Consider the following 15,217-nt stretch of genomic DNA (forward strand, 5'->3'; position numbering starts at 1 on the left):
GCGTGCAGAATAATCGCTAAACACTGTTCTAGTGACTATACAACCCCACTTCCCGACGCCGCCTCAGATTTGTCGATCTCACCTTCAGCAAGCACTTCGTCATCTAACTCAATTTTAAATGACGTTCCTGCTTTTCCATGCAGGCTATAACGAAAGCCGTACATTTCGCCTTCATTAAGAGAAACTTCCGCAAAGGTATTAGGGTGGATTAAGTCGTAAACACCTGAGTCGTTAGCTTGAGAAAATATATCAACTAACCATTTTCCTTCTGACATGGTGATTTTGAGTGTTTTTGTCATATGAGCCTCCATAAACCTCAGTCCTTTTTGAACTGGGCAGTTGACGTGAATTACACTCCTTTGTATTTATCCTAAGGCCCTTAAGATCAACAACGTGTTTACGCTTTTGCGTCTAGCCCAGCTTGATAAAGCGCATTCTTTTTCAAGTCATAGTGAGTGGCGACCACCGCCGCGGCCTTTTTAAGCGGCATGTGCTCACACAAAACACTTAGCAACGACATTGCCTCACTAGGTATCGTCTGGTCACTTACCTTCGCGGGGCCAATCATGACGACGAATTCGCCTTTCTGGTGCGCAACATCCGCATTGAGATAATCAATTACATCTTGCGCGCTGCCACTCACGTAGGTTTCGAAGGTTTTGGATAGCTCTTTCGCTACAACAATCTGGCGTTCGCCTAAAACGCGCTGTATATCAGTAACGGTGTCTAAAATTCGTCGTGGGGCTTCATAGTAAACTGTGGTGAACGTTCTATCTATTAGCGCTGACAACACGCTTTCACGTGCCTGCACTTTAACCGGTAGGAATCCTTCAAATATAAACTTGTCTGTTGGCAGTCCCGAAGCACTTAATGCTGTAATTGCAGCGCATGGGCCCGGCAGAGCGCTAACCGGAATACCTTGCTCACGGCACTTGCGTACCAAAACAAAGCCCGGGTCGCTGATTAACGGTGTTCCCGCATCACTTATTAATGCTACCGACTCGCCGCCCTTTAAACGCTCACAAAGCATTGCTGTGCGCTTATCTTCGTTATGCTCATGCAGAGAAAGAGTTTTCGTTCCAATGCTAAAGTGCTGTAAGAGTCGAGCGCTGTGACGGGTGTCCTCGGCAGCGATCCAGCTTACTTCACTTAATACGCGTATTGCTCTGGCACTTATGTCGTCTAAATTACCAATAGGTGTTGGAACAATATATAAGGTGGCGGTGTCTGTCATAACAGTGGTTAAGTCTTACGTTATTTTTAAAGAATATGCGATAAGTGTATCACGCCATTAGTCCAGATTATGCTGGCAAGCGTAGATTTTCACACTGGTTAAGATAAACTTGGCCTATAACGATGTAAAAGGAATGAAACTGTGCGTCATATTGGACAAGCTGGAAAAATCTTTACGCTATCAGCCGTCGCTTCTGTATTGGTGCTAACGGGCTGTGGAAGTACACCTAAAACCCAGTCAAAGCCTGTGGTAGTGGAACCTACCCCAATTGAAACCACACAGGTTGAAGATAACGTCACGCCTGAGCACAAACTCCTTGAAGCAAAAAAAGTATGGGAGCGCACCCGCAACAAAGAACAGCGCGATACGCTGTTGCTGCAAGCGGCTGACCTGTACCTTCAAAATCAACAGCCCGTTTTGGCTCAGCAAGTGCTATATGAGGTAAAAGAAGACGGTATTTCAGGTGTAAATCAATCTTATTACTCCCTTCTGGTAACCAAAGCCTATGCGGGAATGCCTGATGCCTCGGCAGAAGAATTGCTGGCTATGTTGGATGGCGTAACCGGTACAGGCGAAACCGCATTCCAAAAAGCGGAGCTTCAAACCCAGCTCTTCACGCAGCAAGGCAACCTGGCTGCGGCAGCGAATAGCGTATTAAAAACCAATCTTACTGACGATGAAAAAGTGCAACAAGTTTGGCAGTGGATTACCTCCATTCCTGCATCGTCACTTGATTCAGTGGGCAGTGCTTATCCCGATCTGTCTCCTTTCATTACTCTTCGCGAACTAACCGTAGAAAACGCGTCGTCACCGGAAAAATTAGCCAAAAGCCTGCAGCAATTTAAGCAGGTTTATCGCGGTCATGTATTAGAAAACGCTTTGCCTGAAAACGTAATTGAAGCAACCCAGCTTACCGATGCTGGCGCCAACGATATTGCGGTTTTACTACCACTTTCTGGCAGGTTAGCTCGCACAGGACAAGTCGTTAAAAATGGCATCATGGCGGCTTATTACACCGATGTTGAAAAGCGCCAAGATGAACACCTTCTACCTCGTCTTCGTTTTATCGACACCAACGAAGTAGATACACAGCATTTACTCAGCGAAATTGGCGATACCAAGTTCATCATTGGCCCTCTTTTAAAAGACACTGTTGAACGTTTAATTCCCAGTTTGCCGCTTGGTGTGAACGTACTTGCATTAAACAGGCCTGACGAATTGCCAGACAATGCGTCTGCTAAAGGGTTGGCAACAGGTTCGTCAAATCCGGCGATAGCCGATGATGCTCTTGCCTCTGGTACAGGTCTCGCAGGTGATGACACACAAAATGAACTCCACTCATTAGGCTTGCCTACCTCGCTGAATTATTACGGGCTAGCACCAGAAGATGAAGCAAAGCAGCTTGCTGAATTTATCTTTAATAAAGGATATCGTGCGCCTATCGTTATTGCCGCACAAAGCAGTCTGTACCAGCGAATGGACGACACCTTTAAAAAGCACTGGCGAATACTCAACAATCAGGAAAACAAGCAGCGAGCCAACATAACGTCGGTATCGTTTAACGACAGTAATTCACTTCGAGAGGGAATTACACAGGCGCTAGATGTGGCGCAAAGCAACGAGCGTATCAATCAAATTGAGTACATGACAAATGATGAAGTGTACAACATGCCTCGAAGTAGGCGTGATATTGATGCCATTGTTGCATTTGCCTCACCTCAAGACACAGAACTGCTTAACCCCATTATCGAAGCGAGCTTAAACCCATACGATGGCAAACAAGTCCCCGTGTATGCCACCTCTCGTTCAATGGATTACGACAGCGGGAAAAACCAATGGCGTGACCTGCAGAATGTGCACTTTATCGACATGCCTTGGTTAATGCCTTCACATAGTTGGCAACCTCTTCAGCAGGAGGTTGAACAGGCTTGGCAAAATCAAAATACTATGCAAAAACGTTTATTTGCGTTCGGTTTTGATGCCTATCAGTTGTTGCCTCAGCTAGGCATGCTTAACACGCTGAAGTATCTTTCACACGAAGGGTTAACGGGTACACTTTCCCTTAATCAACAAGGTGAAGTAATACGCAAACAGCCTCAGGCAATTATTCGTAACGAAAAAGTTCAAATGCTTTCGGAGTAAAATTATGTCAACACTGCAAGGGAGTGCAGCAGAAGACAGGGCCTGTAAATATCTGATGGAACAAGGCCTTACTCTTCGATGTCGAAATTACCACACTCGGCGTGGCGAGCTCGACATTGTAATGCAAGACGGCAGCACCATAGTGTGCGTTGAAGTTAAATACCGAAGACGAAATCAGTTTGGCAGTGCTCTAGAGTTTGTGACTGCCAAAAAGCTCCAGCGAATTCAGGCTGCGTTTGATTTCTATTTGTTAGATAATGGCTTAAATCCAGCGTCTACTTCTCTGCGAATAGACGTTGTTGCCATAGACGGAGACAACCTTCAGTGGTTGAAGAACGTGGGCTAAAGACTGACAATATCCAGCTTTTAAACTGATGTTCTCCAAAGAGGACTAGAAGCGTACGCCAACGATGAGCGCGGCCGATATTGATGAAAGTGTCTTTATGTCAGACGTATTCCGTTTGTTTTATCTTATGATTTGCAACCCTTCATCGGTTTGATGAAAGTTTCTTAGGTTCCCACAAATAATGAGTCATCCCAACAACAAGGTTTCGTCCAGCAGCGTTGATAACCAAGAAATAGAGCTAATAGTCGGCAACTCCAGCTCTAATTTTTCTGGCGTAACGTCTACGATGCTGCAAGTAACATCGCTACAGAAGCATATGATTAATTTGCGGATAATGGGCAAGCATTTTGTTCCAGACCCATCAATGACTATTACTTTTTGGGAGGTCGCAAAAATGTGTCGACGCCCGCTTAGTAATGGTAAGTGGCGAATTTTTCATGCGCGTCGCGTTGACGAGATGATTCAGGGTGTGATCCTCAAATACGTGTTTCGCGCCAAGATAAAGCTTGTATTTAGCTCTGCCGCTCAGCGAAAGCGTTCGGCTTCTACGGTGTGGTTAAGCAATAAAATGGATGCGGTTATTGCAATGAGTAATCGCTCTGCAAAATATTTAAATAAGCCCCCCGCCAAGGTAAATCTACACGGTGTGCAAATAGACAACTACACGCCAGCAGAAAACAAGCAAGAAGCTTGGCAAGCATTAGGCTACGGCGGCAAGTACGGCATTGGTATTCTGGGCAGAGTTAGAGAGCAAAAAGGCGTTCACCTATTTGTTGAAGCGTGCATCAAAGTATTGCCCAAATACCCTGACGTGAACGCAGTAGTTGTAGGTGCCATATCCTCGAGTAACCAAGAATTTGTTAACGAGCTAAAAGAAAAAATTTCTGAAGCCGGGTTAACCGACCGAATTGTTTTCACCGGTGAATTGCCGTTTGAGCAAATTCCTAGAATCTTCAGTGCACTGTCATTAGTAAGTGCACTTAGCTATAACGAAGGGTTTGGATTAACTGTACCTGAAGCCATGAGTGCTGGAGCTGCGGTATTGGCTACTCAGGCGGGCGCATGGGAAGACATCATTAGGCCAGGCGTTGATGGGTATATTGTACCTATTAAAGATCAGCAAGCTGTTACAGAAAAGATGGATTTGCTGCTTTCGGATATGGACAAACTTGCAGAAATGGGCAAAGCCGGGCGCGAACACGTTGTGAAAAATTTTAAAGTTGAAGATGAAGCAAGAAACTTGGTTGAGTTTTTTCGCACGCTTCAATAGAAAATGCGGGTTGATTATCGCGAGCGATAAACGTTAGGCCTTTTTCTCTCGCGCTGAGGCCACAGTTTAAACCTCTGACTTTCAGATTCTGGCCATTACAAAAATCAAGGCGCTGTAATGCAGCGCAAAAAATTTCACTAAATGGTCTGCCATTTGGTGAAAACAAAGAGATGACACATGATTGAACAGATAAAAGCGAATTTTACCGAGAGCATACAAACCAAAATAGCGGCATCGGAAATATTGCCAGAGCATATTGAGAAAGCAGCGTACATGATCGTTGAAGCCTTAATTAGAGGTAATAAAGTACTGAGCTGTGGTAATGGCGGGTCTGCAGGTGATGCGCAACATTTTGCTTCCAACATGCTCAATCGCTACGAGCGCGACCGTCCCAGCTTACCGGCAATCGCATTAAGCACAGACACCTCAACCCTGACGTCTATTGCGAATGACTATAACTTCGAAGAAATATTTGCGAAGCAAGTACGAGCGCTCGGCCAACCCGGAGATATACTGTTGGCTATTTCAACCAGTGGTAACTCTCGTAACGTCATAGCAGCGATGGAAGCGGCATTATCTCGCGATATGACCATTGTCGCGCTTACTGGCAAAGACGGCGGTGAAATGGCGGGCTTTTTAAGTGAACATGATGTTGAAATTCGCGTGCCGTCAAACCGCACTTCGCGTATTCAAGAAGTTCATTTACTGGTAATTCACAATTTATGTGAATGCATTGACGACAGCTTATTCCCTGCCGATCACGGCGACGAGTAGTAAAGAGGACACAAGTGAAAAATTTGGGACTACTGGGTTCTTTATTAGCCCTAATTCTTACATTACAAGGGTGTGTAGTGGCCGTTGGAGCTGCAGGCGCCATGGCTGCGAAAGTGGCTAATGACAGACGTACTGTGGGCACGCAGCTTGATGACCAAAATGCCGATGCTGCGGTGTCGTATCAATGGTCGAAAAGCGATGCGCTTAAAGAGCAGGCTAACCTTCAAGTGGATGTTTATAACGGTGTAGCGTTGCTAACCGGGCAAGCGCCAAACCAAGGCTTAGTTGACGAAGCTGTGCGCCGCGTCCAAGAAGTAAGCTATATCAAAAAAATTCACAACCAAATTAGAATTGGCGAGGCGATAGGTGCAGGCACACAAGCCAACGACCTGTGGTTAGCGTCAAAAGTGCGTACTAAAATCGTGGCGGACGAACGAGTGCCTGCTCTACAAGTTAAGGTAGTGGTTCAAGATTCAGAAGTATTCCTGATGGGTCGGTTAACCAATTTAGAAGCCACAGCCGCTGTAGATATTGCTCGTAATATTACGGGTGTCGCGCGCGTAGTTAGAGCCTTTGAAATTGTTCAATAGAGAGTTCGCCACTGCCCTTTTGGTTGCAGGGGCACTCTTTATGGAAATTTTAGACGCCACGGTTATCACCACGGCGTTACCTGTCATTGCTGCCGACTTCAATGTGCCGGCAGCCCACTTATCTATTGGTGTATCGGCATACTTGGTAGCCGTAACACTCTTTATTCCATTAAGTGGTTACGCAGCCGATAAATTTGGCGCACGCACTATATTTGTAGCAGCGATTGCCGTATTCACTTTTGCCTCGGTACTTTGTGGTCTGAGTACCAGCTTATTCGAATTTACCTTGTCTCGCATTCTTCAAGGTTTAGGCGGGGCAATGATGGTTCCCGTGGGAAGATTAGTGGTTCTGCGGGACTTGCCAAAGGAAAAGCTGGTAAAAACCGTGGCCATTATAACCTGGCCTGCGTTAAGCGCACCGCTACTAGGCCCTGTGCTAGGCGGTTACATCGCCACTCATTTCAGCTGGCAGTGGATTTTTTATATGAATATTCCACTGGGCATAATCGCTATCATCGCGTCACTGTATCTCCTTAAAAACATTAAAGGCAATGTAGGTAAATTCGATATTAAAGGCTTTTTGCTCACCGGTATCGGCTTTGCGCTGTTTATGGCGGGGATCGAGTTTTTAGCGAGTACCAGCGACAAGCTTATTCGACCACTTGGCATCATCGCTATTGGCTTAGTACTCATGGTATTGGCAGTCAAACACGTAAAAACGGCCAAGAATCCACTATTTTCTTTCGATGCGATGCAGCACAAAACCTTCCGGCTTACTGTGTTTGGCGGCTCTGTTATGCGTGTCGCACTTGGCAGTGCACCGTTTCTTGTGCCACTCATGCTCCAGCTTGGATTAGGGTACTCACCTGTAGAAGCCGGCTCACTGTTGCTGTGGCTGTTTGCTGGAAACTTAGCGATAAAGCCAGCGACAACGTGGATCATGAATACCTTCGGCTTCAAACGCGTGCTTGTAGTAAACGGCGTGCTCATCGCCCTTGGTTTTGTGGCGCTCGCGATGATAAATCACTCCACATCGTCATTTACTATTGCCGTTATTTTATTTGTTAACGGTATTACTCGCTCAATGCACTTAACGCTAATAAACACCATTGCTTTTGCCGACGTACCACCTAATAAAATGCGAGACGCAAACACACTAGGCGCCATTTTAATGCAAATGAACCGCGGTCTTGGTATTACCCTTTCTGCGCTTGCTATCGCTGCTGCAGCATTCATTCTTGGACAAAGCGCCAATATGCCAAACCTACAAACGTTTACGCTATCTATGATGTTTATGGCTGCAGTAGCGCTTGTCAGCATTTACGATAGCTTAATGCTGTCTAAGGAAGATGGTGATTCAGTGTTAAACAAACGAAAAGCGAAAAAAGCACGACAGACTTAGTTAATAGGCTTCATTAAGTGAACTGATGACAATTGTCATACGCGATTGGTGACGTTTGTGACTAACGCAATCTGAGGTAACTCGGCATACTTTACCTATAGACATTACTACATCAGGTAAAGCTCATGGAACAAGTATCTCACGCTTCGTCAATAACTCCCGCTCAGAATGCTTCCATCCCATTGGAACAGCAGCGGGAAGATTTTAAAACGAACCGATTCATTGCCATGCCGCTGGCAGGCACTGTTGTTTGGGCTCTGCTTGGTATCAGCGCTCCCTTTGTATCTGAATTAACCATAACCTGGTTGCTGTATATCGGCACAGGTGCCATCTTCTACCTCGGTGCAGGTCTTTCCTACCTCACCGGTGAGCGATTTTTTGCCAAGAAGGCGGCAAAGAACAGTTTTGACCGTCTTTTCTTCGTTGGCATGATCATGAGCCTAATGGTATTTGCCATTGCGCTTCCCGTTGCAGCCATCGACCACACCACCGTTCCATTGAGTATTGGCATTCTCGCAGGCCTGATGTGGATGCCTTTATCATGGGCTATCGAACACTGGATAGGCTACTTTCACACGCTAACCAGAACCTTCGGCATTGTCGCCGCCTGGTACTTGTTTCCCGATGCACGGGTAGAGGCAATATCGGCTGTGATTGTCGCTGTCTACATTGTGTCATTAATCACCCTTGAACGTCGTTTTCAATCAATCAAATCTAACTAATTTCACTTTAATTAAAAAGGAATGCACTATGACTTATTTACTTTTAGCAGTTGCAGTTATCACCGAAGTTACCGCTACCATGCTGCTTAAAATGTCGAACGGATGGGAGAAATGGGCTTTTGGGTACGGCGCTATCTTTTTCTACGCGATATCTGGAATGCTGTTTGCCATGGTCTTAAAGAATATGGGAATTGGGGTCGCCTACGCCATTTGGTCGGGCATGGGAATCGCACTTATCACCGCTGCTTCGGTGGTATTTTGGAAACAAACTTTCGACATTTATGCCGTGCTGGGTATTATGTTGATTATCTCTGGTACGCTGCTAATTACTAGCAAGTCTGCCGTTGTATTTCAGTAGGGACGAAGTACTCACAATGCTCAGCAATAAAAGCATACAAGATAGTTACAGCGCGGTGCCTGCCGTCAAAAACGAGAGCGCCGCGCCTGACATGCCCCTTTTGGCAAGTGGACGGAAAAAGCGCTGGTCTCACGGAAGCTTGTTTTTTTCACTGTTCTTTTTTGTTCCGCTTATTATTTCCCGTCCTCTTCCCATCGAAACATGGGTGCTTCAAACCCTGGGATACCTTAGCTTTGTCATTCTTTACATTAAAGCCATAAACCAGCCTGTTAAAACACTGCCCACTTATTTGCTACTCATGTTTCTACTTTCTGTAGCTTGCAGCTTTCAAAACCCTGGTGGCGCAACCATTATCGGCTTTATTGCTTTTATCGTAGGTTATTACAATTCGCTCAAGACAGGCATAATGAGCATAGGCGTGATGATGCTGGTACTCGTGTCACTGCACATTACCGTATTTAATAACGCACATTTTCTTTTAAGTGCTTCGTTGCTCAACAGCTTAGTGCTATTCGGGTTTGGTGTTATGGAGCGCAAAGAAACGCTTCATAGTCTGAAAGAGAGCCAGCAGGCCGAAGCACTACGAGTATTGTCTGCGATCGCTGAACGTGAGCGAATAGGCAGAGACTTACATGATGTTGCGGGTCACGCACTCAGCTCTATTTCGTTAAAGGCACAACTGGCCGATAAACTTATAAGCAAAGATAAGATTGAAGACGCGCATCGCGAGGTAAAAGCGCTGGCACAGCTTTCTCAAGCGCTACTGAGTGATATTCGTCAAGCAGTGTCAGATATCAAGCAGCTTTCTCTTAGCGATGAAATAGCAAAAGACAAATCACTGTTAGAAGAAAACGGCTTTAATGTTACAACCAATATTGAAGGCGGCGCTGAAGCACGTTTAAGCGCTAAACAAGAAAGCCAGCTTGCGCTTATTATCAAAGAGCTGACAACCAATACCTTGCGCTATTCAAACGGTAACGCGGTATCCCTTGATCTTGAAGTTAATGAGCAAACCGTGAAAATGACCTATAAAGATCATGGCGTAGTTGAGAACACCGCATCAATTAAAGAAGGAAACGGATTAATGGGAATTAGAGAACGCGCGGCGTCTATTCATGCGGATGTGGACATTTCTTTCCTTCCCCACCCTATTGTCAGGGTTCAGCTTACTGCCGAGCAAGCTTTGTCACATAAGGCTTCCCTATGAACTCAAAAGCGCCAACTACCATTTTGATTGTTGAAGATCAGTCGCTGGTTCGCGATGCCATTGCCATGCTTCTGTCATTAGAAGACGACTTAACCATTGTTGAAAAGTGCAGTAATGGAAAGGAAGCCATTGATTATTTAAATGATAACCCTGCACCACACATTATTTTGAGCGATATTGAAATGCCGCTGGTTTCAGGGCTAGATCTAGCCGCCCACATTGCAAAGCAAAATCTCAATACCAAGGTGGTATTGATGACTACCTTTTCTAAACCAGGCTACATCAAGCGTGCATTAAGTTTAGGGGTTAAGGGTTTTATATTGAAAGAGTCTGACAGCGACTACCTGATAGATGCCATTCACAAAGTCTCTGCGGGAGAAAAGGTAATTTCGACTGAGCTCGCCATCATGGCTCTTGACGACAACAATCCACTGTCGCAAAAAGAAATGTCCGCACTAAAACTTGCTTCAGAAGGGCTTAAAACCCAAGGCATTGCTCAATCACTGTTTTTATCTGAAGGTACGGTAAGAAACTATCTCTCAGAGGCTATTTCAAAGCTCGATGCGACCAACCGCGTAGATGCTGCTCGCATAGCTAAACAAAAAGGTTGGCTATAATAAAGGCTTAAAACCACGTCGTAGCAATTGCTGTAGACGTCGGTATATTTAGCTTTTCAGACAAACCGGTAAGCACGCGTTCGGGACCGTATACGATACCTTGCTGTTTAGCGGTCCATACGCAGGTTAAAATACTCGTACCTTTGCGTAATTCACACTGCCACTTAGCGGTCGTTTCAGCGAGCCGTTCATAGTCATCTTCTATTTCCCAACCTCCGTCTACATGGTCTACGATAAGTTGTTCAAATTGAGCGAACGGAATAGGTTGAATGATTACCCATTCGTTTTTCTTAAACTTTTTTTCTAACCGCGATTTTTTAAAACTGGTAAACAATCCCACGCTCCATCTCCGTATGATTGAAAGGCCCTACTTACTACAAAAGCACGTCTTCTATTTCGACACCGTTCCCATAATCTGCCCTGAAGGTGTTGGACAAGAACACGATGTTCCAACCATTTCACTATTTGACGTTGGGCACGCGCCATACTCACCGTTTCCGCTATAACGACATTGGTTACCAAATTCAGGTTTAGCAACTGCAACCTTGCCGTTTTTCTTCGCGTTTATATCTTCATCGTCGGGTAAATACACCGTGTAGGTACACCCTGACAAAAGCATATTAACAACAAGAAAACCAATACCGTAAAGTGCTTTCACTTTCATAAATAGTTGCTGGGCATTTTTAGAACAGTTTTAAAACTATGCTAATAATGAAGATAAAACAAGAAAAAATAAGCAAAAAAAAGCCAGTCTTTAGACTGGCTTTATAATTGTAACTCGTTGTAGCTATTAGAATTCAGTTGAGAATCTAACACCAAACTCGCTTGCGTCGTTGCTTAGAATTTGCAGGATGTAGTCACCTGTATTCAAGCGTGCATTGTCGTAACGCTCATCAAAAATATTGCGACCGTAAAGTGCAACAGTATACGCATCATTCGCTGGCGTATAAGCGATGTCGAAGTTAACAAGCTCACGGCTATCAAGTTTAGTCATCCGCTCAGGTGCTGAAGTAGGCTCACCATACATTTCTGCACGATATGAGTAATCTGCACGTACGCGAATTGAATCACCACCATCAAGCTCAAAGGTATACTGCGGACCAATTGCAAGGGTTAGGTCTGGAGTAAGTGGCGCTACAGGATTGAATCCATCTTGCTCTTCAACATCAACATCCATATAACCAACGCTGGTCATCATGCTGAAGTTGCCATAGGTAAACGTAGCATCAGCTTCAACACCACGAGATGTTTGCTCTACCACAAGGTTTGCGGTGTCGAAACCACCTTCGCTCACGCGACTTACTTGGTAAGGAAGATCTTCAAACTCTGTGTTAAATACTGCAACGCTAATGTCGAAGTAATCGTTCACACGACCTTTAATACCTACTTCATAGTTAGTAGCAGTAATATTGTCAGACGCCGTAAAACAGTTATTTGCGCGAACCGCCGCTTGAGCGCCTTCGATATCATCAAAGCCACCTGCACCGAAGAACTCACCAATTAGGCAGTAAGGACGTGCTGGGAATTGACCCGACTGGTAGCCAGACTGAATTGTCGCATAGCCTGTCATGCCATTTTCAAATGTGTAGTTAGTGGCGAGTTCCCACGTCACTTCGTCCCAATCATTTGAATCATAGATAGTACCAAGTGCTGAAAATACGTTCGCTGATGCTTCTTTTTCATCTTTCGTGTAACGAAGGCCACCAGAAAGGCTAAGCTCATCGGTTAAGTCACGGCGAACGTTAACGTAAACCGCTTTTGAAGTGGTTTCTTGATCGAGTTCTAGCAGGTTAGCCCCACCGTCAAAACTAGAGTCATCACCTTGACGGTTGCTACCTTCTTCGTTGAAGTAGTAAACACCAGCAACAAAGTCAGTGTATTCGTTGATATAGCCGTTAAGCTGAAGTTCGATTGATGTTTGATCGGCTTCACCACGCTCAGGGAACTGATCTAACGAGTAAATTGTACCATCATCATCAAGACCTGCTTTGTACTTAGATGTACGCTGGCTTGCAACAACCTTTGCAGTGTAGTCTTCGTTAATGTCCCACTCAGTAGTGAGTGAAAGACCACGCGCTTCGTTCGACACGCCAGTTACTGCTTCAGTACCTGTTGCATTGTCGTAGATATCAGCGCCTTCAGGTGTCACATCTGTGTTTCGTAACGGTACGCCAACACCATTCTGACCACCGAAGTAGCGATCTGAACCCACTTCATCAATTAGCACAGTGTAAGGACGCAGACCGCCGTCACCATTGTTAGCATCTGCAGTTAATACCATGCGGAAGTCATTTGATGGCTCCCACTTAAGAGAAACGCGGCCAGAAACATCTTCAGTCTCACCAACATCGTACTCGGCGTTAGGTACGTTGATGAACTCACCAAGACCATCGCGCTTGTTAAATGACAGGTTCATGTTAAACGCTATGGTTTCTGAAAGACCGTGGTTAACAAAAAGATCAGCTTTAACGCGACCTCGTGTACCAAATTCAGTGTTGATTTTGGTTACATCACCTTGGTCTGGCTCTTTTGTGATGATGTTAATTGCACCACCAATTGAGTTACGACCATATAGCGTTCCTTGAGGGCCACGAAGTACTTCAATACGCTCAATATTATTTAGGCTCCAGTTTTGACCAACCTGACGGCCCAGATAAACACCGTCTACATAAACACTCACACCCGGATCGGTTGTGATTAGGTGATCTTGAAGACCAATACCACGAATAAATGGGTTTACAGACGATGTGTGGCCGGCAGAGAAACCAGTAACATTTAGGTTTGGAACGAATTTACCAACGTCAGTCAGGTCAGTAATACCTTGGTCAGCTAACTTGTCGCCATCGAAGGCGCTAATAGCAATTGGAACTTCATAGATAACTTGAGGGCGTTTTGTTGCGGTAACGGTAATGGCTTCAAATTGTTGCTCTTCAGTTGCTTCTGCTTCTTGGGCAACGGCAATATTTGAAATTGCTGGAACGGTCATCGCTACTGCTAGTGCGACAGGTGAAAGCTTACTGGCGAGTGCCTTAGACACGTCAGTATTGGTTTTCATGGTATAACCCCTTTGCGTGAGTGTTAGGTGTAATAATATTTTTAGGCCGCTTCAAGTTCTTCTTTGGAACTTTGAAAGACTAAACTCACTAATTTAAGAGGCGCACATAACCTTGTGCTTATACTGGATTACAGGCAATAAAAAAGTAAGTCGCAATAAAACATTACAAACTTACTTTCAATGAAACTCTGCTTTAAAAGTAGAACTTACTTTTCCAGCCCTCTAAAATTCAGTACGAAGAATTTAGGCTTGAAGACTGGAACGATATGTTACCGTTAGATTACGATCTTGCAAAGTAAAATATTACACTTTTACTAAAATAAGACTTCAAAATTAGACTAATTGGTTAGGTTAAGCATCAAACAAAAAGTATGTATAAATCCCATAAAAACAATTAGATATCATAAAGATAATTTACTCTATCTCTTCACAACACCTAAGCGAATAAAGTAAAGAAGACCTAGACCAGATGGACAAACTTTAAACAAATCACCATTGGCTTGAATCATTCTTTAGCTCAGAGTCTCTGCATGTAACTATCGTTACCAATTTACCTCGTCCGTCCGGGCAGTAGCTATCAATATGGTTGCGCAAGGTTCGCCTAATAGACGTAAGCTGACACATGGCTCTGTTTGCGTATCGCATTAAATCATTGCACAACTGTCAACACAGGCCGCTAAACAAGACTATCAGACTAATATCTTACTCTCGTTGTCGACAATCCAAACCTTTTAAGGTTGAAAAAACGCCAAAATGGGCATATATTGTCGACATTAGTCATTTTAAGATTCTATACAGTGTTAGTAAAAAGCGAACAAGCCATCACCAATGCCGACCGCACTTTCTTTCAATTAAGAAAGGATATTGTTGAGGGTATCATTCCAGCAGGCAGTAAGCTGAGTGAAATGGAATTGTCGACAAAGTATGAAGTCAGTCGCGCCGTTATTCGTGAAGCCATCAATCGTCTCGCTACCTGTCACTTGGTGGAACGTAAAGCTAACGTGGGTGCCCGTGTGGTTGCACTGTCCCCCGAAGGTCTTATTCAGCTATACCAAGTGCGCGAAGCATTAGAGGGTATGGCCGCCCGCTTGGCTGCACGCTACATGAGCGATGAAGAAATTTCCGACATGCAGGCGTTGCTTGATAGCCACTTCGATAAAGTAAAAGACGGTCAAAGCTATTATCAAGAAGCCGGCGATGTAGACTTTCACTACAGAATTGTAACCGGCAGTAAAAACGATCATCTCATCAGCGTACTTGTAGACGGGCTTTACCATCTTGTTCGTATGTATCGCGTACAGCTCGGTATGGCTGGCCCTCGCGTAAGTACCGCCTTTGATGAACACAGACACATCGTTAACGCTATTGCCAATCGCGACGAGGAACTGGCTGAAATGCTAATGCGTCGCCATATTCTTTATTCAAAAAATAATATTGAGAAGAAGCTTAATCATGGTTAACACCACTCAGTCTTCTTCATACCTAATTCACCTCTACCCT

General features: G+C 44.7%; 16 protein-coding genes. 11 read left to right on the plus strand and 5 right to left on the minus strand.

Annotated elements, in window-relative coordinates; genetic code table 11:
* Nucleotides 1–35: 35 nt before the first annotated feature.
* Nucleotides 36–299, minus strand: coding sequence for a hypothetical protein (locus tag MHN09_RS06020; protein WP_014950517.1), 264 nt, complete (start codon nt 297–299; stop codon nt 36–38).
* 98 nt (nt 300–397) lie between these two features.
* Nucleotides 398–1,234, minus strand: coding sequence for a 16S rRNA (cytidine(1402)-2'-O)-methyltransferase (gene rsmI, locus MHN09_RS06025; protein ID WP_239239607.1), 837 nt, complete (start codon nt 1,232–1,234; stop codon nt 398–400).
* 141 nt (nt 1,235–1,375) lie between these two features.
* Between rsmI and MHN09_RS06030 the strand changes: the two genes are divergently transcribed.
* The 10 genes from MHN09_RS06030 (at nt 1,376) to MHN09_RS06075 (ending at nt 10,662) form a co-directional block, all read left to right on the plus strand.
* On the plus strand, nt 1,376–3,376 hold the full coding sequence (locus tag MHN09_RS06030; protein ID WP_075176858.1) for a penicillin-binding protein activator: 2,001 nt from the start codon (nt 1,376–1,378) through the stop codon (nt 3,374–3,376).
* A gap of 4 nt (nt 3,377–3,380) precedes the next feature.
* Nucleotides 3,381–3,722: a YraN family protein gene (locus MHN09_RS06035; protein WP_239239610.1), complete on the plus strand. Its 342-nt coding sequence runs from the start codon at nt 3,381–3,383 to the stop codon at nt 3,720–3,722.
* Between the two features lie 181 nt (nt 3,723–3,903).
* Complete coding sequence (locus tag MHN09_RS06040) at nt 3,904–4,992, plus strand: glycosyltransferase family 4 protein (protein ID WP_239239613.1); 1,089 nt, start codon at nt 3,904–3,906, stop codon at nt 4,990–4,992.
* A 177-nt stretch (nt 4,993–5,169) separates the two neighbouring features.
* Nucleotides 5,170–5,766: a phosphoheptose isomerase gene (locus MHN09_RS06045; protein WP_014950522.1), complete on the plus strand. Its 597-nt coding sequence runs from the start codon at nt 5,170–5,172 to the stop codon at nt 5,764–5,766.
* 14 nt (nt 5,767–5,780) lie between these two features.
* The gene (locus MHN09_RS06050) at nt 5,781–6,356 is read left to right on the plus strand and encodes a BON domain-containing protein (RefSeq protein WP_239239616.1); all 576 of its coding nucleotides are present in this window, start codon (nt 5,781–5,783) and stop codon (nt 6,354–6,356) included.
* A 19-nt stretch (nt 6,357–6,375) separates the two neighbouring features.
* Complete coding sequence (locus MHN09_RS06055) at nt 6,376–7,758, plus strand: MFS transporter (protein WP_331284381.1); 1,383 nt, start codon at nt 6,376–6,378, stop codon at nt 7,756–7,758.
* 125 nt (nt 7,759–7,883) lie between these two features.
* Complete coding sequence (locus MHN09_RS06060; protein WP_239239619.1) at nt 7,884–8,480, plus strand: hypothetical protein; 597 nt, start codon at nt 7,884–7,886, stop codon at nt 8,478–8,480.
* Between the two features lie 28 nt (nt 8,481–8,508).
* On the plus strand, nt 8,509–8,838 hold the full coding sequence (locus MHN09_RS06065) for an SMR family transporter (RefSeq protein ID WP_014950526.1): 330 nt from the start codon (nt 8,509–8,511) through the stop codon (nt 8,836–8,838).
* Nucleotides 8,839–8,854: 16 nt separating this feature from the next.
* A complete protein-coding gene (locus tag MHN09_RS06070; protein WP_239239622.1) occupies nt 8,855–10,045 on the plus strand; it encodes a histidine kinase in 1,191 nt (396 codons plus the stop codon).
* On the plus strand, nt 10,042–10,662 hold the full coding sequence (locus MHN09_RS06075) for a response regulator transcription factor (protein WP_014950528.1): 621 nt from the start codon (nt 10,042–10,044) through the stop codon (nt 10,660–10,662). Before MHN09_RS06070 ends, MHN09_RS06075 begins: the two co-directional genes overlap by 4 nt.
* Nucleotides 10,663–10,669: 7 nt before the next feature.
* Here MHN09_RS06075 and MHN09_RS06080 read toward each other — a convergent pair whose 3' ends face one another.
* The 3 genes from MHN09_RS06080 to MHN09_RS06090 form a co-directional block, all read right to left on the minus strand.
* Nucleotides 10,670–11,002 carry a hypothetical protein gene (locus MHN09_RS06080; protein ID WP_014950529.1) on the minus strand — a complete coding sequence of 111 codons (333 nt, stop codon included), beginning with the start codon at nt 11,000–11,002 and terminating at the stop codon, nt 10,670–10,672.
* Between the two features lie 51 nt (nt 11,003–11,053).
* A complete protein-coding gene (locus MHN09_RS06085) occupies nt 11,054–11,326 on the minus strand; it encodes a hypothetical protein (protein ID WP_039226219.1) in 273 nt (90 codons plus the stop codon).
* Nucleotides 11,327–11,452: 126 nt separating this feature from the next.
* Nucleotides 11,453–13,717, minus strand: coding sequence for a TonB-dependent receptor (locus MHN09_RS06090; protein ID WP_239239625.1), 2,265 nt, complete (start codon nt 13,715–13,717; stop codon nt 11,453–11,455).
* Between the two features lie 797 nt (nt 13,718–14,514).
* Here MHN09_RS06090 and MHN09_RS06095 point away from each other — a divergent pair.
* Nucleotides 14,515–15,177 (plus strand): GntR family transcriptional regulator, encoded by a 663-nt coding sequence (locus MHN09_RS06095; RefSeq protein WP_156086849.1) that lies wholly within the window; start codon nt 14,515–14,517, stop codon nt 15,175–15,177.
* The last annotated feature ends 40 nt before the right edge of the window (nt 15,178–15,217 follow it).

It is taken from the genome of Alteromonas sp. MmMcT2-5 (assembly GCF_022348315.1).
In the GTDB taxonomy this organism is placed as follows: domain Bacteria; phylum Pseudomonadota; class Gammaproteobacteria; order Enterobacterales; family Alteromonadaceae; genus Alteromonas; species Alteromonas macleodii.